This window comes from Candidatus Spyradosoma sp. SGI.093 (assembly GCF_050314555.1).
GTDB lineage: Bacteria > Verrucomicrobiota > Verrucomicrobiia > Opitutales > UBA953 > Spyradosoma.
Genome location: NZ_JBNPNH010000002.1, coordinates 55,240 through 76,804, shown reverse-complemented (window position 1 = coordinate 76,804; position 21,565 = coordinate 55,240). Strand labels below are relative to the sequence as shown.

The following is a 21,565-nucleotide window of genomic DNA, read 5'->3' as shown; positions in this document are numbered from 1 at the left end:
CGCTGAGATGTTTTTCCTCTACGGAGCGGGCGGACACGCCAAGGTGATTCTCGACATTCTGCGCGCGCGGAACGTCGCGGTCGACTGCGTGTGCGACGATTCCGCGGAGCTGCGTGAATTCTGCGGGCTTCCCGTCGTGCGCGGTGCGGACGCTCCCGCGGGAACGGCGATCGTGAGCATCGGGAAAAACGAGGCGCGCCGCCGCGTGGTCGAGTTTCTCCGCGCGCGCGGGAACGTGCGTTTCGCGACGGCGGTGCACCCGAGCGCGGTGATTTCGCCCGACGCGGAAATCGGCGCGGGAACGGTCGTCATGCCCGGCGCGATCGTCAACGCGGGAACGCGCGTCGGCGAGCACTGCATCGTGAACACGGGCGCGAGCATCGACCACGACTGCGCGGTCGCGGACTTCGCGCACGTTTCGCCGCACGCGACGCTCTGCGGCGGCGTTTCCGTGGGCGCGGGAACATGGATCGGCGCGGGAACGGTCGTGATCCAGGGCGTTTCCGTCGGCGGAAATTGCCTCGTGGGCGCGGGCTCGGTCGTCGCGAAAAATCTGCCCGACAACGCCTTCGCCTGCGGCAATCGCTGCAAGATACTGAAGCTTATACCCCCCCCAGGTTTAGCGGCGGGGACGCGCGCTGAAGTCGCCTTTCTTTTTTCGGTTTCGGATTTTCATCGGCACTCGCCTGCGGCGAAAAAAATCTCTGCGCCTTGGCGTCTTTGCGGGAAACGTCCGCTTCTCCGGGCCGGCGTGACGTCCGCCCTCCTTTCCCTTCCGCGAAAATCCGCGGGAGCGTCCGCCCGCGGCGCGTCAGTCGCGCAGTTCGTAGCGCGTGGAACGCCCCGCGCCGACCTGGCGCAGAATCTTCTTTTCGAGCAGATCGCGGATGGCGCGCGTCGCCGTGTCCTGCGAGCATTTGCAGATTTTCGCCCACTTCGACGACGTGAGATTGCCCTCGAAGCCGTCGAAAAGCCGATTGAGGATTTTCCGCTGCGCGGGATCGATGACGCGCGCGCCGTTTTTCCGCCAGAATTCCGCCTTCGCGAGCACGCTCCGCAGCGTCGTTTCGGACGCGGCGACCGCTTCCAGAAGCGTTCCCGCGAACCACTCCACCCACGGCGAAACGTCGAGCGAGGCGCCGCATTGCGTCCGTTCGAGCATGTCGTAATAGCGCCGCTTGTTTTTCAGGATTGCGGCGGACATGCTGTAAAAACGCAGGGCGGAATTTTCCGCGCGCGCGAGCATCAGCTCCGTGAGCGCGCGGGCGAGGCGCCCGTTCCCGTCCTCGAACGGGTGAACGGTCAGAAAATGCAGATGCGCGAGCGCGGCGTCGGCGACTCCGGTTCCGCCCGGCGCGGCGACGCGGGCGAGCAGCCGCTTCATTTCGGCGGGAACGCGCTCGGCGGGCGGCGCCTCGAAGTGCACGGTCTCGCGCCCGCCGCGCGTCGAAACGACCTGCATTCTCCCGAAACGGTCGTCGCGGTACGCGCCGACGCGGATTTTTTCGACGCCGCTGAATCCGCCGGGAAACAGCGCCGCGTGCCACCCGCAGAGCCGCGTCTTCGTGAGCGGCGCGGAAAAATTCTGCGTGGCGTCGAGCACGACTTCCGCCGCTCCCGCCGCGCGCGCGTCCGCCGTCTTCAGCGCGGGAACGCGCAGCGCGAGACGCTTGTCGACGGACGAACGGATCTGCGCCATGCTCAGCGCGACGCCCTCGATTTCGGACGATTCCGACGTCTCCCGCGCGAGCGCGAGCGCGGACGCCTCGCGGCGCTCCGTCAGCCCGAGCCGCGACATGCTCCCGAGCAGACGCCCCTGCGCGAACGCGACGCGGGAAAGCAACGGCGCGAGCGCGGCGGCGTCCCACGTGAGATTCGGCCAGTTTTCATGCTCGTAAATGTAGAACATAGCGAAAATCTACGCGGAACCTGCGGAGATTTCAAATTTAATCTCCGCAAAATCTGCGGAGATTGCGGGGCGTATTCTCCGCATGCTCCGGAAAGGAGGCTCGCCGCATGAGCGCGGAAACTAAGGAAATCGCGATTTACGGCGCGGGCGGGTTCGGACGCGAAGTCGCCTGTCTCATCCGCAAAATCAACGAAGCTTCGCCGGACGCGCCGCCGTGGAAGATCATCGGATTTTTCGACGACGGCGTTCCCGCGGGAACGCGCAATCCCTACGGAGAAATTCTCGGCGGCATCGACGCGCTCAACGCGTTCCCGCGCCCGCTCGCCGTAGCGATCGCGATAGGCAATCCTCACGCGCTTTCCGCGGTCGTCGGAAAAATCCGGAACGAGAACGTTTCGTTCCCGAATGTTTTTTCTCCCGATCTGATTTTTCTCGATCGGGAGCGTATCGAGTTCGGGCGCGGAAACATCGTCGCGTTCGGCTGCCTGCTGAGCACCAATGTCCGTATCGGAGACTTCAACGTGTTCAATTCCTGCGTCACCGTCGGGCATGACGCGGAAATAGGAAGCTTCAATTCTTTCATGCCGGGATCGCGTATTTCCGGGTCGGTTCAGATCGGCGACAGAAATTTCTTCGGTCTCAATTCCGGAATTTTTCAAGGCATCAAGATCGGCGACGACGTTACTCTCGGCGGGAACAGCTTTGCCGTCACTCGCTTGCGCGACGGGAAAACTTATGTCGGGAATCCGGCTTCAGTCTTTCACTTTTAACTTAAAAAAACGAAAATCATGGAACTCGAAACATTCATCAAAAACTTCGCTGAAGTGTTTGAAAACACGGACGCTTCTCAGATCGCTCCCGCCACGGAGTTCAAAAAACTCGAGGAATGGAGCTCACTCACGGCGCTTTCCGTCATCGCGATGGTCGATGACGAATATGAAGTGCGCATCAAGGGTGACGATATCCGTAACTCGAATACGGTCGAAGACTTGTTTAATCTTGTGAAGGCTAAAATCTGACGGCTATGGCGTTTTCGTCGATTCCCAATATCGCCGTGCGGGGCATTTCGGCTTGTGTCCCCGCCCAAACGGAAGAAAACGAATCGTTGTCGATTCTTTCGTCTGAAGAAAAGGCGAAGCTTCTTCCGTCTATCGGCGTCAGTCGACACCGAATCGCTCCTGCGGAGATTTGCACGTCGGATCTTTGCGTCGCGGCGGCGGAAAAACTTATCGACGCGCTCGGTTGGGAAAAATCTGAAATCGACTGCATTGTTTTTGTCACGCAGACGCCGGACTATCACCTGCCGGCGACATCCTGCGTGATTCAGAACAAATTGGGACTTCCGACGAGCTGCTTTACGCTGGACGTTTCTTTGGGATGTTCCGGCTGGGTCGTCGGATTGCAGACGGTAGCCTCGATTCTTTCCGCCGGCTCAATGCGGCGCGGACTCCTGCTTGCCGGGGATACGCTTTCGAAAGTGGCTTACGCGAAAAACAAAGCGACTTGGCCGCTTTTCGGAGATGCCGGAACAGTGACGGGGCTTGAACTGCAAGAGGGCGCTTCGTTGAAATTTCATGTCGCGAGCGACGGAGACGGAGCGGGCGTCATAATTGTGAGAGATGGTGGTTTCAGGCATCCCGTTTCCCGGGAAAGTTTCTCGGAGTTTGTTGACGGCAACGGAAATGCCACGACGAATTTGAGCCTCCATATGGACGGAATGGACGTTTTTTCTTTCGCGCAGTCCGAAGCTCCGCGTAGCGTGAAAAAATTGTGCGAGCACTTTTCAATCGCGCGCGAAAACGTCGATTGCTTCTCGTTCCACCAGGCGAATTTTTCGCTGAATGAACGCATTCGGGAAAAGCTGAAGCTTCCGCCGGAAAAGGTGCCGTATTCGCTGAAAAACTTCGGCAATACGAGTTCGGCGTCGATTCCGCTGACGCTCGTCACTGAACGCGCGGACGCCTTGCGCGGCGGTGCGATGAAGCATGTAGCGTGCGGATTCGGCGTCGGGCTTTCGTGGGGCAGCGTGTATTTCGAAACCGACAAAATCTGCGTTCCCGAGCTTGTGGAGATCTGAACTGAAAAATCGGGAACGTCGAGTGTCGGCGTTCCCGCCGCCACTTTGATCGTCAATCATGGAGAACAAGAAGACTTACAATCCTTTTTCCCTTGAAGGGAAAAACATCTTGGTGACGGGTGCGTCGTCCGGAATCGGGCGTGCAATCGCCGTCGAGTGCTCGAGAATGGGCGCGAACGTCGTCGCGACCGCGCGCAACGAAACGCGCTTGGCGGAAACGCTCGCTGCGATGGATTCGTCGGGGACGCACAAAAGCGTCATCGCCGATATGGCCGATTCGGACGCTCTCGCGGCGCTCGTCGAAAGCATCGAAACTCCGCTGGACGGCGTCGTGCTTTGCGCGGGTGTCGGTTCTTCGGTGATGTTTCCGTTTCTGAAAACAAAAAAACTGCGCGATCTCTTCGACGTAAATTTTTTCCCGGCGGCGGAGCTTTCCTATCTGCTTTTGAAGAAGAAAAAAATCGCGAAGCCCGCTTCCGTCGTGATGATTTCCTCCATTGGCGGAAACGGTCTCTTTTTGCCGGGTCAAAGCGCGTATGCATCCTCCAAGGCGGCTTTGACGGCGTTGGCGAAGTGCATGGCGACGGATTTGGCGCCGAAGGAAATTCGCGTGAACTGCATTTTGCCGGGCATGGTGGAAACGCCCCTGATTCGAGAAGGGTATGTTCTTACAGAAGAAGACATCAAAGCTGACGTGCAGAAATATCCGCTGAAACGCTACGGAAGACCGGAAGAAGTCGCCTATGCGACGATTTATCTGCTTTCCGACGCGTCCGCGTGGACGACGGGCACGAACCTTATTTTAGACGGCGGAGCCACGCTTTTATGAACGAGATTTTGGCTTTCCTGGGGCAATCTCGCTTCTGAAATTCCATGAAAAAAGCATTCATCAAAGCTCTGAATTATTTTGTTCCCGCGGGAACGCTTTCGAACGAAACGCTGGTCGCCGAATTTCCCGAATGGAGCGTGGAAAAAATCGCGGCGAAGGTCGGCATCCGTTCGCGTCACGTCGCGGGCGCGGGCGAAACCGCGTCGGACTTGGCGGTCTGCGCGGCGGAGAAGCTTTTTGCGGAAGCGCCGGAACTGCGGGAACGCGTCGATTTCGTGCTGTTCTGCACGCAGAGCCCGGATTACTTTCTGCCGACGTCCGCGTGCGTGATTCAGAAACGCCTGGGCCTTTCGACGAGCTGCGGCGCGCTTGATTTCAATCTCGGCTGTTCGGGCTACGTTTACGGGCTCTCGCTCGCGAAAGGACTCGTCTGCGGCGGGATCGCGAAGAACGTTCTTCTGCTCACGGGCGAGACTTACAGCAAACATCTGCATCCGCGCGACAAGGGCAATCGGACGATTTTCGGCGACGGCGCGAGCGCGACGCTCATTTCCGAAGAAGGATTCGCGGAGATTCTGAATTTTTCGCTCGGGACGGACGGGAACGGCGCGGGAAATCTCATCGTCGGCACGGGCGGAATGCGCGCGCGGGAACGCGTGGGCGATTTGGCGTTCGACGAGGGCGGGAATCCGAAATCGTCGGATTTCCTTTTCATGAACGGCTCGGAGATTTTCGAGTTCACGCTCGATGTCGTGCCGCCGCTTGTTCGGGACGTGCTCGCGAAGAACGGGCTGGCGAAGGATGACTTGGATTTGGTCGTTTTTCATCAGGCGAACAAATACATGCTCGATTATCTGCGCAGGAAGCTGAAATTCGACGAATCGCGTTTTTTCATTTCCATGGAAACGACGGGCAACACGGTTTCTTCGACGATTCCGATCGCGCTCTGCGAGGCCCGAACGCAAAACCGTCTTCGCGGGAACGTGCTGCTTGCGGGCTTCGGCGTCGGGTATTCCTGGGGCGGCGTCGTGCTCGCCGCGCGGTAGTTTTCCCGGGAACGCGCGCTTGGGGCGGGGCGCGGCGTTCCCGCGAAAGCGCAGACAAATCGGCGTTCCCGCGGCGCGTTGTAAAAAACGAGAAAATCAAAAACATGAGAAAACTGGAACAACGACCCCTGCCTTACGCCGCGGACGCGCTCGAGCCCGCGATGGAGAAAAGCGCTCTCGAGCTGCACTACGGCAAGCATCACGCCGCGTACGTCGAAAAGCTCAACGCCGCGCTCGAAAAAGCGCCCGAGTTTTCCGCGCCCGCGTGCATCGGGCATCTGACGGCGCATCTGGACCGCGTGCCCGAAAGCATCCGCGAGGCGGTGCGCAACAACGGCGGCGGGCATTTCAACCACACGTTTTTCTGGAAATGCCTTTCGCCGAACGGCGGCGGCGCGCCCGTCGGCGAGCTCGCGGGCGCGATCGACGAGGCGTTCGGTTCGTTCGCGGCGTTTCGGGAAAAATTCGAGGCGGCGGCGACGGGGCATTTCGGCTCGGGCTGGGCGTGGCTCATCGTGAAGCCGGACGGCGCGCTCGCCGTGTGCACGACGCCGAACCAGGATTCGCCGATGATGCCCGCGAGCGTCGTTCCCGGCATCGAGCACGGGAAGCCGGTGCTGACGCTCGACCTGTGGGAGCACGCGTATTACCTGCAGTATCAGAACCGCAGGGCGGATTACGTGCGGGCGTTCTGGTCGATCGTCGACTGGACGGCGGCGGATGCGTTCTACGCCAAGGCGCTCGGCAAGAGCTGCCGCCGCGGGAACGCGGGCGACGCCCTCGGCGCGTCCTGCGCCGCCTGAGGCGATGATTCCCGAATACGCGAAAAAGCGCCGCGGACCGAAGATCCGAGGCGCTTTTTCGCGTGTTTCTCGCCGGCGGGAACGCGTCAGTTCGCGGCGGTGTGCGCTTCGCGGTAGAGCGTGCACAGGTGCAGCCCCGCCATGCGTACGGCGACGCCGTTCGTCACCTGGCGCAGAATCACGGAGCGCGGACCGTCCGCGATTTCGGACTCCACCTCGACGCCGCGGTTGATCGGGCCCGGGTGCATGATGATCGCCTCGGGCTTCATCCACGCGAGGCGTTCCGCGTTGATGCCGAAAAGCGCCGTGTATTCGCCGAGCGAAGGGAAGTGCGTCGTCGTCTGGCGTTCGTGCTGGATGCGCAGCAGCATGACGGCGTCGGCTTCGGCGAGCGCGGACTTGAGGTCGTGCGCGACGCGGACGCCCGGATAATTGCCGAATTCCTGCGGCACGAGCGTGATCGGTCCCGCGAGGGTGACTTCGACGCCGAGCTTCGTCAGGCAGTGAATGTTGGAGCGCGCGACGCGCGAGAAGAGGATGTCGCCGAGAATCGTCACTTTCTTGCCGCGCAGGTCGCGTCCGAAGTGTTCCCGCAGCGTGAAGGCGTCGAGCAGCGCCTGCGTCGGGTGCGCGTGCGCGCCGTCGCCGGCGTTGACGACGGGAATGTCGAGCACGTTCGCGAGATAGGCCGCCGCGCCCGCCGCCGAGTGGCGCATGATGACCATGTCCACGCCCATCGCGCGGATGTTGCGCGCGGTGTCGCGCAGCGTTTCGCCCTTCGTGCGGGAAGAGGTCGATTCGCTGAGCGTCAGGATGTCCGCGCCGAGATTGCGCGCCGCGACTTCGAACGCCGAGCGCGTCCGCGTCGAGGGCTCGAAGAAGAAGGTGCCGACGGTGTGGTTCTTCAGCGTGTCGAATTTTTTGCGCGTCCCGAAGGAGGCTTTGAAGATTTCGGCTTGCGCGAAAAGCGTTTCGAGCTCCTCGACCGAAACGCTTTCGATGTCGATGAGGTCTTTGCGGTTCCAGACTGCTTGGCTCATGATTGAAAAAATGCTGTTCAGAATTGATTGGCGAGAGCGGGAAAAGCCCCGCTTTCGGAGGCAGGATTTTTCCCTATGCGCGGGGCTCCCGCAATAAAATTTTTGCGCGGGAACGCCGCGGGGCGCCGGGCGTTACGCTTCGCAGTTCGGGCGGGCGACGAGGCCCGGGAACGGTTCCGCGGGGAAGGGCTTTTCGGCGTTCCCGCCGGCGAGCAGAAAACGCTCCGCGATCGCGAAGATCTCGTCGGGCGTTCCCGCGCGGCGGACGGCGTGAAGGAAGGCGCCTTCGGCGTCCGCGCCCGTGCCGACGAAGTTCAGAAACTTCTTCATGCGGGCGGCGACGCGTTCGGGGCGGTCTCCGGGCAGGGCGACCACGTCCGCGAGCGCGCGCACGTAATCGAACACGTCGCCGAGGCGAGGTGAGAACGGCGTTCCCGCTCCCTCGCGCGTTTCGCGCAATTGACGGAAAATCCACGGATTGCGAATGGCGTGGCGGCCGATCATCCAGCCGGCGCAGCGCGTCTTTTCGCGGACGCGGAGCGCCTTTTCGACGGAGGAGATTTCGCCGTTCGCGAGGACGGGGCAGGCGGCGTCGCGCACGGCGGCGGCGATCGCGTCGTAGTCCACGGGCGTGCGGTAGAGCCCGCGCACGGTGCGTCCGTGGACGGCGATCCAGTCCACGGCGTTTTCCCGCGCGAGATCCAGCAGCGGCGCGAGCGCGCCCGCGTCGTCGAATCCGAGGCGGCATTTCAGCGTGAAGCGTCCGCCGAATTCGGAGCAGACTTCGCGTAGCGCGGGCAGGATTTCCGCGACGTGCGGCAGGTCGCGCAGCAGGCCGCCGCCGACATTCTTGCGGAAGACTTTCGGCGCCGGGCAGCCGAGGTTCAGATCGATTCCCGCGACGTCGAAGCGGCTCAGCGCCTCGCGCGCGACGCGCACGAGCGCGGGAACGTCCTCGCCGATGAGCTGCAGAAAAAGCGGCGTTTCCGCGGGCGGGTTTTCGAGGCATTCGCGGATGTCCTCGTCGATGATCGACGTGGCGTGGACGCGCAGAAATTCGGTGACGAAAAAATCGGGCGCGCCGTAGCGCGCGTCCGCGAGGAGACGCATGAACGGGAGCGTCGTCACGTCCTGCATCGGCGCGAGCGCCGTCACGGGAACGCCGCCGCGCATCGCTTCCGCGAGAGCTTCCGTCGTCATGGCGCGTTCAGCCGTTTTTCTTTTCCTGGCGGCGCAGCGCGCGGTTCATCAGCGGCGTCGCGTCTTCGGCGGCGTCGAGCACGGAGCGGGCGACGAAAATCGGCATGCGGGCGAGAAAGGACTGCAGGAGCATGTCCGACGGGCGCGCGTCCGCCTCGAGCGTCTTGCGACCGAGCTCGTTGCGCATCGAATAGACGATGCGTGCGAAATAGACGCCGTCGCGGCATTCGGTGACGAATCCGGCTTCGGGAACGATGTCGAATCCGCGGCAGACGGCGCCGAGCAGCTCGAAGGTCTGCGGGCGCGGGAACGGCTTGCGGCGCATGGCGCGCGAGGCGGTTTCCGCGAACGCGGCTTCGGTCTGGATCAGCAGCGTCTTCGCGCCGAAAGCGAGAAAGACCGCCGTGCAGTCCTTGGCGGGAAAGAGCCGCAGACTCTGCAGCTCGATGAAGTCTTTCGTGTCCATGCGGGAACGCTCAGACGCGGCGCGGTTGCTTGGCGTTTTTCTTGCCGCCCTTCTTCTTGGAGTCGGGCTTGTCGTCTTCGTCGACCTTCGGCGGCGGCGGCGGTTTCGGCACGACGCTGAGCTGGCGGAAATCGACGCGCGGCGCGCCGTCGTCCGCCTTTTTCGCGGAGGGAATCGCGAAGATGACGGAACGCGTCGTCGGCAGGAAGATGCCGGAGGAGGAATAGACCGTCTTCCAGCCGCTTTCCTCGTCTTTCGCGGGAACGGCGACGCGCACGTTGAGCGGCGTCTTCGTCTTCACGGGCTTGGTGATCCAGAACATGCCGGGCTGGAGCTCGGCGCTCTGCGGCTGAGCCGTTTCCGCCTTGGATTTCGGCGGCGCGAAGCCCATGCGGAACGCGGTCTGCGTCAGATTCTGCACCATCACGGAGCCCTTCGGGAAGAAGCTTTCGTCGAAATTGAACACCTGCGGCTTCGCTCTGCCGAGCGCGCCGGGAATGAGAATGCCGACGTCCTTCATGCCTTCCGGAATCGGAATCTGCGCGTAGGGAATGTATTCGAGCTCGGATTTTTTGACGCCCTGTTCCTTGCGCTGTTCGATTTCCTCCGCCGTCGCCTTGCGGTAGAGCGTGAACGGGAGCGGCCCGCGGTATTCGTACGCCTTCACGAACGCCATTTCCGTGATGAAGAACGGCAGGTAGTCGCTTCCGTCGCGGTAGAAGAGCGGGGGAACGGGCTCGCCGCTTCGGGCGTGCGTCCAGTACGTGCAGCGCAGAACGATCGTCGCGCGGCGCGCGGCTTCGATGTCTTCGGTCGTGCGGGCGCGGCGCTGCTGCGCGTTCAGCGCGGGAACGCTTCCCGCGAAGAGTGAGGCGCAAAGCGCCAGAAGAGCGAATTTTTTCAGCATTTGGGACACGTGGGGAATCTGGTTGGAAAATCGGACGAATTCCGTTTCGCGGGCGATTGAAGGTGGTGCGTCTGGAGGGAGTCGAACCCTCGTCTCAACCTTGGGAAGGTCACATAATGGCCGTTATACGACAGACGCGAAAAATTGCGGCGACAATAGCGCTTCCCGCCCGCCCGCGCAACTTCTTTTTTCCGCGCGCCTTTCCGCGGATTTTGTTTTTGCGGGGCGCGGGGAGGGGTGTTAGTTTTTCCCGCATGTTCCCCTCGAAAAATTTCTTCCGTTGCGCGCTCGCCTGCGTCGCCTCCGCTCCCTTCGCGTTCCCGCAGCTCGGCGCCGCCGAGAACGCCGCCGCCGGCGCGCGTCCGAACGTCGTCTTCGTGCTCGTGGACGACATGGGCTGGGGCGACCTCGACTGCAACTGGGCCTACGGCGAAAAATTCAAGAACCGCGAACGCAAAAACCGTTTCCGCACGCCTGCGCTCGACAAGATGGCGAGCGAAGGCGTGCTGCTCGCGCGCCACTACACGGCGTGCCCCGTGAGCGCTCCCGCGCGCGCCTCGCTGATGACCGGCGTGCACCAGGGGCACACGCGGCAGGTGCGCGACAACACGTTCGACACGCCGATCGCCGACGTCCACACGCTCGGGAGCGTCATGCGCGAAGCGGGCTACGCGACCGCCGCGATCGGAAAGTGGGGCATCGGCGGCGTCGGCGACGGCTCGACCGCCGCGACGGGCTACGGCCGCCCGCGGGAACGCGGCTTCGATTATTTCTACGGCGTGTTCGACCACATGGCGGGCCACTACCACTATCCCGCGAACGGCGGGCGCCGCGTCTGGGAAAACGAGACGGACGTCACCGCGAAGCTGAAGAGCGGCTTCGCCTACTCGACGGACCTTTTCACCGCGCGCGCCAAGGACTGGATCGTTCAGCAGAAAAAGACGAATCCGCGCCGCCCGTTCTTTCTCTTTCTCGCGTATCCCGCGCCGCACGGTTCGTTGCGCGTGCCCAACTGCGCCTATCCCGAAGGCGGCGGGCTCCGCGGCGGCGTGCAGTGGACGAAGGCCGGCACCGTGAACACCGCCGACGCCAAGCGCGGCGCGCCCGATTCCTACATCCATCCCGACAACGAGGGATTCGCGACCGACGCCGCGCGCCGCCATTCCACGATGATCCGGCGCGTGGACGACGCGATGGGCGACCTCTTCAAGCTGCTCAAGGACCTGAAGATCGATTCCGAGACGCTCGTCGTCTTCACCTCCGACAACGGTCCGCACGAAGAGCCCGGCAACGACGCCCGCGCGAACGATTATTTCGCCTCCGCCTCGCCCGCGCAGGATCCGTCGTTCTTCAAGTCCTACGGCATGATGGACGGCATCAAGCGCGACTGTTTCGAGGGCGGCATGCGCGTTCCCGCGATCGTGCGCTGGCCCGGCCGCGTGCAGAAGAAAAAGCTCTGCACCGAGCCGTCGCAGTTTCACGACTGGATGGCGACGCTCGCCGACGCCGCGGGCGCGGAGATTCCCTCGCGTTCCGACGGCGTGTCGCTGCTGCCGACGCTCACGGGCGTCGGGACGCAGTTCCCCGGGCAGATCTACTGCGAATATTCCTTCGGCGGGAACGCGTCGCAGCGCGGCGATTTTCTGCCCGCGCACCGCGGCGTTTCGCGGCGGAACCAGCTCGTCGTCTGGGTCGACGGCTTCAAGGGGCTCGCGCGCAATCTGAACGAGAATTCGAAATTTTCCGGACCGGGCGCCGTCGTCTTCGAGATCTACGACACGCTGAAGGATCCGCAGGAAAAGAAGAACCTCGCGGGAACGCCCGGCTTCGGCGAGGAGATGCAGAAGAAATTCCGCGAAAAGGCGCTGCGTTCCCGTCGCGCCTTCGACGGCAAGGACCCGCAGAGCTACACGCGCGGGCTCGATTTTTCGCAGAAGACGTTTTTCGAAAAGAACCCCGTTCCCGCGCTCGGGAACGTCTCGACGCCCGCCGACGCCGTCGCGGGAACGCACAAGATCTTTCTCGCGAAAAAGCCGTTCCCGTGGGTGCCGGATTTCCGCCAGACGCGCCTGAAGTGCGAGACTTCGGGAAAAATCGCGGCGAATCGCGGCGAGAACCTGCTGCCGAAGGCGTTCGCCGAAAAGCGCGGCCCGCGCGGGATTCTGATCGAGGCGACGATCGGCGTCGCCGAGGCGGGCGAATACGTCTTCACGCTGCGGACGGACGCGGCGAAGGGCAGCCGCGCGTTCGCGCATCTCCACGACGCGCAGCTCGTGGACGCGGACAGAAACTACGTCGCGGGCGCGCGCGCGGATTCGTTCATGAACCTGGGCACGGAAAACCCGAAGGGCACGCGCGGCGTCTTCCTCGAGGCGGGCGCGCACGCGATCCGCGTCGAATACGTCTGCGACGGCGTCTCCGCGACCGCTCCCTCGCTCGTCCTCGACTGGGCGAAGAGGCGCTGAGCGCGCGCGGCGCGGACAAAAAGCGTTCCCGCGCTTCGTTTCGCGGGAACGCTTTTTCGTTTCGGGCGGGAACGCGCGCGAGGCGGCGCGTCACTTCCCGCCGAGGAGCTCGCGGGCGTGGGCGCGGGCGGCGGGGGAAGAGCGGTCGCCGAGCATGCGCGCGAGCTCGTCCTCGCGGGCACGCGCGTCGCCGTCGAGCCGCTCGATGGAGACCGTCGTCGAGTCGTCGGTCTGCGTCTTGGTCACGCGGAAATGGTGGTCGCCGAGCGCGGCGACCTGCGGCAGGTGCGTGATGCAGAAGACCTGGTGCGCGCGCGCGACGTCCGCGAGCTTGCGCGCCACGTGCACGGCGATTTCGCCGCCGACGTTCGCGTCCGCCTCGTCGAACACGAGCACGGGCGTCGCGTCCACGTCGGCGAGCATCGCCTTGAGCGCGAGCATGACGCGCGCGGTCTCGCCGGCGGAGGCGATTTTGTTGAGCGGGAGCAGGTCCTGCCCCGCGTTCGGCGAAAAGAGAAACGAGCACGCGGTCGTTCCCGTCTCGGAAATCGCGGGCGTCTCCTCGAGGCGCACGGCGACGTCCGCCTTCTTGAAGCCGAGCTCGACGAGAATTTTCCGCGTTCCCGCGGCGAGCTTCTTCGCGGCGGCGAGGCGCGCGGCGTGGAGCGTCGCGGCGCGGGCGCGCAGGTCCTTTTCGAGCGCGGAGGCGGCGGCGACGGCGCGTTCGAGCGTTCCCGCGACGTCGCTCTGGCGCGCGATCCGCAGCGCGAGCGCGTCGCGTTTGGCGCGGACGCCCGCGGCGTCGGGGCCGTATTTGCGGCGCAGTTCGAGCCAGGCGTTCATGCGCGCGGAGACTTCGGCTGCGGCCTCGGGATCGGCGTCGATTTCGCCGAGCAGCGCGGCGTATTCCGAGCGCAGGTCCTCCGCCTCGATCGCGAGCGAGGCGGCGCGCTGGGCGAGCGTTCCCGCCGCGGGAACGATTTCGGAAATCTCTCCGGAAAGGCGCAGAATCTGCGGGAACGCGGCGGCGAGCCCGTCGTCGCCGAACGCCGCGTCGATGCCGCCGAGCAGCGATTCGAGCTCCTGCGCGTGGGAGATCTTCGCGAAGTCGCTTTCGAGCCGCTCGATCGCCTCGTCGGCGAGGTCGATGCGGTCCATCGCGTCGAGCTGCGACTGCGCGAACGCGATTTCGTCGGGCGACATTTTTTCCTGCGAGCGGATTTCCTCGATTTCGGCGAGCGCCTTTTTCCACTCGCGGAAACGCGCGGCGAAGTCCGCGAGCGCGGCGCCGTTCCCGGCGAAGAGGTCGAGAATTTCGAGCTGATGGTGCTCGTGAAAAAGTTTCTGCGGCTCGCCGGGTCCGTGAAAGTCAATCCACGTCTCGCCGAGCGCGGAAAGCTGGGCGAGCGTGGCGAGCGCGCCGTTGATCGTGACGCGCCCGGGCTTCGTCGCGTGGATCGCGCGGCGCAGAATCAGCTGGCCGTCCTCGCAGCGCGGGAGCGCGAGCGCGTCGAGCACGGCGTCCGCGCGCGCGGAATCTTCGAGCGCGACGACGGCCTCGATCTCGCACGCGTCCGCGCCTTTGCGGATCACGGTCTTGGCTACGCGGTTGCCCGCGAGAATCGCGAGCGCGCCGAGCAGCACGCTTTTTCCCGCGCCGGTTTCGCCGGTGACGACGTTGAATCCGCCCTCGAATTCGAGTTCGACGGCGTCCATCAGCGCGAGGTTTCGTATCTTCAGAAATTGCAGCATGAACGAAAGAAGAAAAGGAAAGCGAAAAAACGGGAACGCCGCGAGCGAGAACGGGAGGAAGTTTACACGGCGCCGGGAAAAATCCGAGATGAGGACAGAGAGCTTGGAGGCGATTGCGTCCGGTTTCGCCGAAAGGATTTTCGAAAAACTTTTTTCGCGAAGCGAAAGGCAATCAACTTCATGACCTTCACGACCTTCATAACCTCATCACCTTCATGATTTTCATTTCGCGGCGGCGCGAGAGAGGCGGTCGTTCACGGCGGCGCCGACGCCGAAGTCCGGCGAGCGCTCGATCAGAATGCGCTCGAAGCCGCTTTCGTCCAGGCGTCGGAGCAGGGCGAAGACCGCGCGCGCCACGTCGCGCTGGTCGCCGTTTTCGGAGAGCCAGAAAATTTCGGCGCCGCCCGGCGCCGCGGGAACGTTCCCGGCGGGGCGCGCCTGAAAGACGAGCGCCGTCTTCGCGCCGGGCTCGGGCGTCGGCGCGTCGCTTTCCCAGAGCGAAACGGCGGCGCGCGGGCTGTAATGTTTCTTCAGCATGCCGGGCGCGAGCTGCGCGCCTTCCTCCGGCGTTCCCGCGGCGGGCGTTTCTTCGGATTTTTTTTCGAGAAGCCCCTTGCCGATTTCGACTTCGAACGCGCCGCCGAGCGCTTCGGCGATGCGTTCCCGCGTCACGACGCCGAGGCGCAGCACGCGGATTTTTTCGCCGACGAAAACGATGGTCGATTCGATGCCGCAGACGCACGCGCCGCCGTCCGCGACCGCCTCGATGCGCGCGCCGAGCGAGTTCAGGACGTGTTCCGCCGTCGTCGGGCTGACGTAGCCGAACGGGTTGGCGCTGGGCGCGGCGAGCGGCACGCCGGCGGCGCGGAGAATCTTTTGCGCGAGCGGATGCGCCGGCATGCGCACGGCGACGGTCGGTTCGCCCGCTGTGACGACCGCGGGAACGCTCGGCTTTTTCGGCAGCACGAGCGTGAGCGGACCCGGCCAGAACGCCGCCGCGAGCTTCGCGACCGCGGGATGCGAGACGTCCGCGAGCTCCGCCGCCTGTTCGAACGAATGCACGTGCACGATGAGCGGGTCGATGAACGGGCGTCCCTTCGCCGAGAAAATGCGGCGCACGGCGGTTTCGTCGAACGCGTTCGCGGCGAGCCCGTACACGGTTTCCGTGGGAATTGCGACGAGTGCTCCCGCGCGGAGCAGGGCGCCGGCGCGCTCGACGTCCGCGGGCGCGTCCGTCAGCGTTTCCGCGCGCGCCGCGCCGGTTTCGCGTTCCCGCGCGAGGGCGTCGCGCAGGCTGAACTCGCAGCCGCAGTAGCGTTGGCGGTAAAGCCGGAGCTCGCGCGAAATCGCGTTCGTCTTTTTGAAGCCGTCCCGCTTCTTGAAGTCGATTTCGAGAAAGCGCTCGGCGTCGATCGCCTCGCCGATCGCGAAAAGCGTCTTCGAGGACTTGTGCGGGGAGACGCTGAGCGTGGTCGTGAAGAAGTCGAATCCGCGTTCCCGCGCGGCGCGGGCGGCGCGTTCGAGCGAATAGCGGAAACAGCGCGGGCAGCGCCCGCCGCGCTCGGGTTCGCGTTCGAAGCCGCGCGCGACCTTTTCGAGCCAGTCGCGGTGGTCGGGCTCGTCGACGATCACGGGAACGCCGAAATGCGCCGCGAGCGCGCGGACGGCTTCGAGCCGCTTCGCGAATTCCGCCGCGGGCGCGATGTTGGCGTTGGAATAAAAAATCGCGACTTCGTGCCCCTGCTCGAGCAGGAGCTCAACGCAATGCCCGGCGCAGACGCCGCAGCAGGTGTGAAGAAGAACGCGTGACATGAGGGCGGAAATTATGAAAAAGGGCGCGGGAACGGCAAGCCGCGAATGCTTCGCCCGCCTACGCCGCGCGAAGCGCGTCCAGCGCCTCTGCCGCGACGCCGTAGCGCAGATTGCGCGGCGACCAAATCAGCTCGGACGCGCCGCAGGCGTCCGCGACTTCGAGCACGACCGCGAGCGCGGCGGGCATCACGTCGGCGCGCGCCGCGGGAACGCCTTCCTCGGAAACGCGTTCGTCCGCCGTGCGCCGCGCGAGGCGTTCGAGAAGCAGTTCGAGCCGCAGCGTCGGCAGTCTGCGCGGGAACAGGCCCGGCTCGACGCCGGATTTGCGCGCCAGCAGCCGATGCGCCACGGCGAGCACGCCGCCGCAGAAGACGAGCGGCGTTTCCGCGGACGTGCGCGCGTCCAGCTCCGTTCCCGCGACGAGGCGCACGCGTTCGCGCACGGCGCGCAGCGCGCTTTCGGGAACGCGTTCCCGCGGGTGCGGGACGCATTCGCGCGTCATGCGCGCGGCGCCGAGCTTCCAGCTGCGCGCGGTTCCGCCGCCCGAGCCGATGAATTCGAGGCTGCCGCCGCCCAGGTCGAAAATCGCCGGCGCGACGGGAAGCGCGTTCACGAGCGGGTCGGTCGCGACGCCGCGCGCGACGCCGCGCGCCTCCTCCTCGCCCGAAAGCACGCGCACGGGAACGCCCGTCGCCGCGCGCACGGCTTCGCAGAAAGCCCTGGCGTTCGTCGCCGTGCGCAGCACGCTCGTGCCGACGGCGAGCGTCTCCGCGGGAGCGAACGCCCGCGCCGCTTCGACGAGGCGTTTCGCGGCGGCGACGCCCTCGGCGAATTTTTCCGCGGAAACGGCGTCCGCGTCGCGGCTTTCGAGCAGGCGGACGTCCTCGAACGCCTCGAAGACGCCGTTCACGCGCGCGCCTTCGGCGACGAGAATTTTGAAGGAATTGGAACCGAGATCGAGAACGGCGACGCGGGACATGGCTCTGAAGAATTGAAAATTAAGCGGCGGCGCGAGGCGGAATCGCCTCCATGAATTGCGTGTTCAGTTCGTGCCGTCGAAGGCGGGCATCGTGACTTCCTTGCCTTTGCCTTCGGCGTTGTTGACGCCTTCGGACTTCAGCACCTTGAACGCCGTCAGCACGAGAATCTTCAGGTCGAGCGCGAACGAAAGATGGTCCACGTACCAGACGTCGAGCTCGAATTTCTTCTTCCACGAAATCGCGTTGCGCCCGTGCGTCTGCGCCCAGCCCGTGACGCCGGGGCGCACTTCGTGGCGGCGCGCCTGCTCCGGCGAATACAGCGGCAGATACTGCGGCAGCAGCGGGCGCGGGCCGACGATCGCCATGTCGCCCTTGAGGATGTTGACGAGCTGCGGGAGCTCGTCGAGCGAGGTCTTGCGGACGAAGCGGCCGACGCGCGTCATGCGTTCCGCGTCGGGCAGCAGTTCGCCGTTGGCGCCGCGCTCGTCGGTCATGGTCTTGAATTTGACGAGGCGGAAGATTTTTCCGTCCTTGCCGGGGCGGTCCTGCGTGAAGAAGACGCCCGCGCCCTTGTTGGCGAAACGGAGCAGCGCGCAGAGCGCGAGAATGAGCGGCGAAGCGACGACGGCGGCGACGAGCGCCAGCGCGAAATCGAAGACGCGTTTGAAGCAGTGGCGATACATGCCGCGCATTTTCGCCGAAAACGCGTTCCCGTGCAAGGCGAAGTGATGAGGTGACGAGGTTATGGAGTTATGAAGGTTGATGGCGTTTCGCTTCGCGAAAAAGATTTTTCGAAATCCTTTCGGCGAAGCCGAGTGCAAAGAACTTTCATAACCTCCATAACCTCATAACCTCCATAACCTCATAACCGTCATAACCTCCATAACCTCGTCGCTTTCCTTGCGCTTGCGCGGGAGGGCGGGCTGTGGCAAGATGCCCGCTCTTTCACGTATGGATCAGATGCTTGCATTCACGGAGTCTTTGCGCGGATTCGCCGTCATCGTGCTTTTTTTCGGCGGCTCGATTTTCGTTCACGAGCTGGGGCACTTTCTCGCCGCGAAACGGCGCGGGCTGCGCGTGGAGCGTTTTTCGATCGGATTCGGGCCGAAGGTCTTCGGCTGGCGCGGGAAGGACGGCGTCGATTACCGCGTCTCGCTGCTGCCGCTCGGCGGCTACGTCGCGATTCCCGAGCTCGCGGACATGGAGCTGATCGAAGGCAGGTCCGAGACCGCGGGCGAGGACGGTAAGGGCGTTCCCGCGAAGAAGATTTCTTACGCGGACAAGGTCATCGTCTTCGCGGCGGGCGCGTTCTTCAACGTGCTTTTCGCGGCGCTGCTCGCGTGCGTGCTCTGGGTGGTGAAGAGCCCGACGCGCGACGGCTACGAGTCGTCCGAAATCGGCTACGTCGCCGAGCGCCTCGAGACCGAGCCGGGCGTCTTCGTCGTCGGACCCGCGCGCGAAGCCGGGCTGCGGCCGGGCGACCGCATTCTTTCCGTGGACGGCGAGACGACGGAGAATTTTTCGGAAATCATGCGCGCCGTCGCGCTGGGCACGCGACGCGACGCGGAGGGCAGGGCGGTCTCGACCGTGCGTTTCGCGCGCGGGAACGAGACGCTCAAGGCGGACGTGTTCCCGCGGCTCGTCTCGCACAATCCGCGCAGCGGCGACTTCATCCGCATGATCGGCGTCGCGCCGACGGAGCCGCTGATCGTCGCTCCGCGCGAAGGCATGCCCGCGGCGGCGGCGGGAGCGCGTTTCGGCGACCGCTGGCTCGAAGCGGAGACGGCGAAAGGCGCCCGCGAAAAGCTGCATTCCTTCGCGCAGTTTCAGGAGATTCTTGAAAAGAACGGCGCCGCGCCGATGAAGATTTTTTACGAACGCGGCGGGAACGCCGCCGAGCTGACGCTCGCGCCGAAGCTGCTCGCCGCGCGCGCGCCGCTCGCGAAGATCCGCTTCCGCGAGGACGGGACGGAGCGCGCGCTGCTGCTCGCCGCCGCGCCGCAGGATCTGAACAACACCGCGCTCGCGGCGAAGCGCGACACCCTCCGCGTCGCCGAGCGCCTGCCCGCCGCGTCCGCCTACGCCGAGCTCTTCGCGCCGGGAACGCAGATCGACGGCGTCGCGCTCGAGGGCGAGGGCATTCTCGCGCCGAAGTCGGTCGAGGAATTCGCGCGCGCGCTCCCGCAGGGCGTGCCGTGCCGCGTTTCGCTTTTTCTGACGCGCCCGGACGGCGAAGGCGCGAACGCGCGCTTTTCCGAGGCGATTTTCGAGACGGAGACGGAGGCGCCCAAGCCCTTCGCGGGCGTTTCGCTCGTGAGCGGGGAACGCCTCGTGCGCAAGACGCCGTGGGCGCAGTTCGCCGAGGCGTTCAACGTGACGTTCAAGTCCGTCGTCGGGCTGCTCAATCCGAATTCCGACGTCGGCGTCTCGCATCTCAACGGCGTCTTTTCGATCGGCGACACCTATTACGCGGTCTCGTCGAATCTGCGCAGCGTGCTCGTGCTCACGGTGCTCATCAACGTCAACCTGGCGATCCTGAATCTGCTGCCGATTCCCGTGCTGGACGGCGGGCACATTCTCGTCGCGACGATTCAGCGCCTGCGCCGCCGCCCGATTCCGGCGAACGTCGTGAACGGCGTGCAGGTCGTCTTCATCTGCCTGCTGCTGCTTTTCATGGGCTACGTGCTGTTCAAGGACTTCGCGCGTTTCCGCGGCAACCGCGATCTCGCGGCGGCGGAGAAGATGGGGCGTTTCCTCTACACGCCGGAATTTCTCGCGATGCGCGACGTGCCGTTCGCGCGCGCCGACGAAGAGAAGCCCGCCGAGAAATGAGCTTTCGCCGTTCCCGCGCATTCTGAAGCTTTTTCCTTATGTTGAGTGAAGTCTTATTGACGCTTTTGGGAATTCTGGTCGTCGTCGTGCTGGTGCTCGTCAACGGCTTTTTCGTCGCGGCGGAATTTTCGCTCGTGAAGATCCGCCGGTCGCAGCTGCATCCGCTGGAAAAGGACGGCGGGCTGCGCGTGAAGGCGGCGCTGCGCGCGACGAAGCACCTCGACGCCGTGCTTTCGGCGACGCAGCTCGGCATCACGCTCGCGTCGCTCGCGCTCGGCTGGGTCGGCGAGCCCTTCGTCGCGCACAACATCGTCGAGCCCGCGCTCGCGTTCTTCGGCGTGATTCCCGACGCCGCGACCGTGTCGAAGATCTCGATCGCCGTCGCCTTCGCGCTGATCACGTTCCTGCACATCGTCTTCGGCGAGCTCGCGCCGAAATCGCTCGCGATCCAATACCCGATGGCGACGTCGCTTTTCGTCGCCGCGCCGCTGATCGTCTTCCACAAGATCTTCTTTCCCGCGATCGCCGCGCTCAACGGCACGGCGAATTTCGTGCTGCGCCGCCTCGGGATTCACCCCGCGGGCGAGGGCGCGCACACGATCTCCAAGGACGAGATGGAATACGTGCTTTCGCATTCCCGATCCGCCGCGGACGACGTGCTCGTGGACCGCATTCTGATCCGCTCCCTGCGTCTGCGCGACACGCGCGTGAACGAGGTGATGATCCCGCGCGACGAGATCAACGCGCTCTGGCTCGGCGACGACGCGCAGAAAAACCTCCGCACGGCGCAGAAGACGGCGCACTCGCGCTACCCGGTCTTCGACGGCGATCTCGACCGCCCCGCCGGGATTCTGCTGATGCGCGAATGGCTCTGGCAGATTCAGCTCCTCGGCGAAAACACGCCCGTCCGCCCGCTCCTGCGCAAGATCATGACGTTCCCGCCGGACATGCCGCTCGCCGAGGTGCTCGAGCGCTTCCGCCAGTCGCAGAACCATCTCGCCCTCGTCGTCAACGCCGAAGGGCGCACGCTCGGGCTCGTCAGCTTCGAGGACGTGCTCGAGGAAATCGTCGGCGACATCCGCGACGAGTTCGACACCGACGGCAAGGAGATCTTCTCGCAGACGGAGGATTCCATCGTCGTCGCGGGAACGCTCAACATGCACGAGCTCGAAGCGGAGACGGGCTGGAATTTCGAATGGGACGGGAACAGCTACGAGACCGTCGCGAGCTGGGTGAAGTCGCTTTCGCCGCGCCGCCCGCCGAAGCGCGGCGAGCCGATCCGCTACGAAGACATCGAAATCATCCCGCTGGAAACGCCCGCGGGCTCGCTGAAGCGCATCCTGCTGCGCCGCGTCTGGGACGGCGCCGAAAAGACCGACTGAGAGCGGAAAGCCGAGAGAGCTTAAAGGTTAAGGCTTTAAAGCTTAAAGAACGGCGTTCCCGCTCC

The 21,565-nt window shown here is 64.4% G+C and carries 18 protein-coding genes, 1 tRNA gene and 1 pseudogene; 10 read left to right on the top strand and 10 right to left on the bottom strand.

Going from position 1 to position 21,565, the window contains the following annotated elements; translation table 11 throughout:
• Positions 1-7 precede the first annotated feature (7 nt).
• Positions 8-529 (top strand): annotated as a pseudogene (locus ACQREB_RS02395) (acetyltransferase); the annotation flags it as partial.
• 282 nt (positions 530-811) lie between these two features.
• Here ACQREB_RS02395 and ACQREB_RS02390 read toward each other — a convergent pair.
• The gene (locus tag ACQREB_RS02390; RefSeq protein WP_427764858.1) at positions 812-1,909 is read right to left on the bottom strand and encodes a Fic family protein; all 1,098 of its coding nucleotides are present in this window, start codon (positions 1,907-1,909) and stop codon (positions 812-814) included.
• Between the two features lie 107 nt (positions 1,910-2,016).
• On the opposite strand from ACQREB_RS02390, the gene ACQREB_RS02385 reads away from it, so the two are divergent.
• The 6 genes from ACQREB_RS02385 to ACQREB_RS02360 all read left to right on the top strand — a co-directional run bounded on the left by ACQREB_RS02385 (position 2,017) and on the right by ACQREB_RS02360 (position 6,664).
• Positions 2,017-2,679, top strand: a complete 663-nt coding sequence (locus ACQREB_RS02385; protein ID WP_427764856.1) for an acetyltransferase — start codon at positions 2,017-2,019, stop codon at positions 2,677-2,679.
• A gap of 18 nt (positions 2,680-2,697) precedes the next feature.
• Positions 2,698-2,928, top strand: coding sequence for an acyl carrier protein (locus tag ACQREB_RS02380; protein ID WP_427764853.1), 231 nt, complete (start codon positions 2,698-2,700; stop codon positions 2,926-2,928).
• Between the two features lie 5 nt (positions 2,929-2,933).
• Positions 2,934-3,986: a 3-oxoacyl-ACP synthase III family protein gene (locus ACQREB_RS02375; RefSeq protein ID WP_427764851.1), complete on the top strand. Its 1,053-nt coding sequence runs from the start codon at positions 2,934-2,936 to the stop codon at positions 3,984-3,986.
• A gap of 58 nt (positions 3,987-4,044) precedes the next feature.
• Positions 4,045-4,815, top strand: coding sequence for an SDR family NAD(P)-dependent oxidoreductase (locus ACQREB_RS02370; protein WP_427764850.1), 771 nt, complete (start codon positions 4,045-4,047; stop codon positions 4,813-4,815).
• 44 nt (positions 4,816-4,859) lie between these two features.
• A complete protein-coding gene (locus tag ACQREB_RS02365) occupies positions 4,860-5,861 on the top strand; it encodes a ketoacyl-ACP synthase III (protein ID WP_427764847.1) in 1,002 nt (333 codons plus the stop codon).
• A 104-nt stretch (positions 5,862-5,965) separates the two neighbouring features.
• Entirely contained in the window at positions 5,966-6,664 is a 699-nt protein-coding gene (locus ACQREB_RS02360) for a superoxide dismutase (protein ID WP_427764845.1), read from the top strand.
• A gap of 86 nt (positions 6,665-6,750) precedes the next feature.
• Here ACQREB_RS02360 and ACQREB_RS02355 read toward each other — a convergent pair whose 3' ends face one another.
• From ACQREB_RS02355 to ACQREB_RS02335, 5 genes are all read right to left on the bottom strand, one after another.
• Positions 6,751-7,704, bottom strand: a complete 954-nt coding sequence (locus ACQREB_RS02355) for an aspartate carbamoyltransferase catalytic subunit (RefSeq protein ID WP_427764844.1) — start codon at positions 7,702-7,704, stop codon at positions 6,751-6,753.
• 132 nt (positions 7,705-7,836) lie between these two features.
• A complete protein-coding gene (locus tag ACQREB_RS02350; RefSeq protein ID WP_427764842.1) occupies positions 7,837-8,904 on the bottom strand; it encodes a tRNA-dihydrouridine synthase family protein in 1,068 nt (355 codons plus the stop codon).
• Between the two features lie 7 nt (positions 8,905-8,911).
• On the bottom strand, positions 8,912-9,370 hold the full coding sequence (locus tag ACQREB_RS02345) for a bifunctional nuclease family protein (protein WP_427764839.1): 459 nt from the start codon (positions 9,368-9,370) through the stop codon (positions 8,912-8,914).
• A gap of 10 nt (positions 9,371-9,380) precedes the next feature.
• Complete coding sequence (locus ACQREB_RS02340; RefSeq protein WP_427764836.1) at positions 9,381-10,277, bottom strand: hypothetical protein; 897 nt, start codon at positions 10,275-10,277, stop codon at positions 9,381-9,383.
• Positions 10,278-10,340: 63 nt separating this feature from the next.
• A tRNA-Gly gene (locus tag ACQREB_RS02335) sits at positions 10,341-10,415 on the bottom strand.
• 116 nt (positions 10,416-10,531) lie between these two features.
• Here ACQREB_RS02335 and ACQREB_RS02330 point away from each other — a divergent pair.
• Entirely contained in the window at positions 10,532-12,742 is a 2,211-nt protein-coding gene (locus ACQREB_RS02330; RefSeq protein ID WP_427764833.1) for a sulfatase-like hydrolase/transferase, read from the top strand.
• Between the two features lie 90 nt (positions 12,743-12,832).
• Here the strand turns inward: ACQREB_RS02330 and ACQREB_RS02325 are convergent, their stop codons facing one another.
• From ACQREB_RS02325 to ACQREB_RS02310, 4 genes are all read right to left on the bottom strand, one after another.
• Positions 12,833-14,494 (bottom strand): DNA repair protein RecN, encoded by a 1,662-nt coding sequence (locus ACQREB_RS02325; RefSeq protein ID WP_427764831.1) that lies wholly within the window; start codon positions 14,492-14,494, stop codon positions 12,833-12,835.
• A 222-nt stretch (positions 14,495-14,716) separates the two neighbouring features.
• Positions 14,717-16,306, bottom strand: a complete 1,590-nt coding sequence (locus ACQREB_RS02320; protein ID WP_427764829.1) for an L-threonylcarbamoyladenylate synthase — start codon at positions 16,304-16,306, stop codon at positions 14,717-14,719.
• Positions 16,307-16,364: 58 nt separating this feature from the next.
• Complete coding sequence (locus tag ACQREB_RS02315) at positions 16,365-17,285, bottom strand: Ppx/GppA phosphatase family protein (protein ID WP_427764826.1); 921 nt, start codon at positions 17,283-17,285, stop codon at positions 16,365-16,367.
• Between the two features lie 63 nt (positions 17,286-17,348).
• Positions 17,349-17,969 (bottom strand): sugar transferase, encoded by a 621-nt coding sequence (locus ACQREB_RS02310; protein ID WP_427765535.1) that lies wholly within the window; start codon positions 17,967-17,969, stop codon positions 17,349-17,351.
• Between the two features lie 277 nt (positions 17,970-18,246).
• On the opposite strand from ACQREB_RS02310, the gene ACQREB_RS02305 reads away from it, so the two are divergent.
• Together ACQREB_RS02305 and ACQREB_RS02300 are read left to right on the top strand one after the other, a co-directional pair.
• Positions 18,247-20,118: a site-2 protease family protein gene (locus tag ACQREB_RS02305; protein ID WP_427764824.1), complete on the top strand. Its 1,872-nt coding sequence runs from the start codon at positions 18,247-18,249 to the stop codon at positions 20,116-20,118.
• A gap of 38 nt (positions 20,119-20,156) precedes the next feature.
• Positions 20,157-21,500, top strand: a complete 1,344-nt coding sequence (locus ACQREB_RS02300) for a hemolysin family protein (RefSeq protein ID WP_427764822.1) — start codon at positions 20,157-20,159, stop codon at positions 21,498-21,500.
• Positions 21,501-21,565: the final 65 nt, after the last annotated feature.

What these genes read in the sequence shown, in the direction of transcription:
- ACQREB_RS02360 (WP_427764845.1), top strand. Translation starts at nt 5,966, where the DNA reads ATGAGAAAACTGGAACAACGACCCCTGCCTTACGCCGCGGACGCGCTC.
- ACQREB_RS02315 (WP_427764826.1), bottom strand. Translation starts at nt 17,285, where the DNA reads ATGTCCCGCGTCGCCGTTCTCGATCTCGGTTCCAATTCCTTCAAAATT.
- ACQREB_RS02300 (WP_427764822.1), top strand. Translation starts at nt 20,157, where the DNA reads ATGTTGAGTGAAGTCTTATTGACGCTTTTGGGAATTCTGGTCGTCGTC.
- ACQREB_RS02385 (WP_427764856.1), top strand. Translation starts at nt 2,017, where the DNA reads ATGAGCGCGGAAACTAAGGAAATCGCGATTTACGGCGCGGGCGGGTTC.
- ACQREB_RS02350 (WP_427764842.1), bottom strand. Translation starts at nt 8,904, where the DNA reads ATGACGACGGAAGCTCTCGCGGAAGCGATGCGCGGCGGCGTTCCCGTG.
- ACQREB_RS02310 (WP_427765535.1), bottom strand. Translation starts at nt 17,969, where the DNA reads ATGTATCGCCACTGCTTCAAACGCGTCTTCGATTTCGCGCTGGCGCTC.
- ACQREB_RS02365 (WP_427764847.1), top strand. Translation starts at nt 4,860, where the DNA reads ATGAAAAAAGCATTCATCAAAGCTCTGAATTATTTTGTTCCCGCGGGA.
- ACQREB_RS02370 (WP_427764850.1), top strand. Translation starts at nt 4,045, where the DNA reads ATGGAGAACAAGAAGACTTACAATCCTTTTTCCCTTGAAGGGAAAAAC.
- ACQREB_RS02355 (WP_427764844.1), bottom strand. Translation starts at nt 7,704, where the DNA reads ATGAGCCAAGCAGTCTGGAACCGCAAAGACCTCATCGACATCGAAAGC.
- ACQREB_RS02320 (WP_427764829.1), bottom strand. Translation starts at nt 16,306, where the DNA reads ATGTCACGCGTTCTTCTTCACACCTGCTGCGGCGTCTGCGCCGGGCAT.
- ACQREB_RS02325 (WP_427764831.1), bottom strand. Translation starts at nt 14,494, where the DNA reads ATGCTGCAATTTCTGAAGATACGAAACCTCGCGCTGATGGACGCCGTC.
- ACQREB_RS02380 (WP_427764853.1), top strand. Translation starts at nt 2,698, where the DNA reads ATGGAACTCGAAACATTCATCAAAAACTTCGCTGAAGTGTTTGAAAAC.
- ACQREB_RS02375 (WP_427764851.1), top strand. Translation starts at nt 2,934, where the DNA reads ATGGCGTTTTCGTCGATTCCCAATATCGCCGTGCGGGGCATTTCGGCT.
- ACQREB_RS02390 (WP_427764858.1), bottom strand. Translation starts at nt 1,909, where the DNA reads ATGTTCTACATTTACGAGCATGAAAACTGGCCGAATCTCACGTGGGAC.
- ACQREB_RS02340 (WP_427764836.1), bottom strand. Translation starts at nt 10,277, where the DNA reads ATGCTGAAAAAATTCGCTCTTCTGGCGCTTTGCGCCTCACTCTTCGCG.
- ACQREB_RS02330 (WP_427764833.1), top strand. Translation starts at nt 10,532, where the DNA reads ATGTTCCCCTCGAAAAATTTCTTCCGTTGCGCGCTCGCCTGCGTCGCC.
- ACQREB_RS02305 (WP_427764824.1), top strand. Translation starts at nt 18,247, where the DNA reads ATGCTTGCATTCACGGAGTCTTTGCGCGGATTCGCCGTCATCGTGCTT.
- ACQREB_RS02345 (WP_427764839.1), bottom strand. Translation starts at nt 9,370, where the DNA reads ATGGACACGAAAGACTTCATCGAGCTGCAGAGTCTGCGGCTCTTTCCC.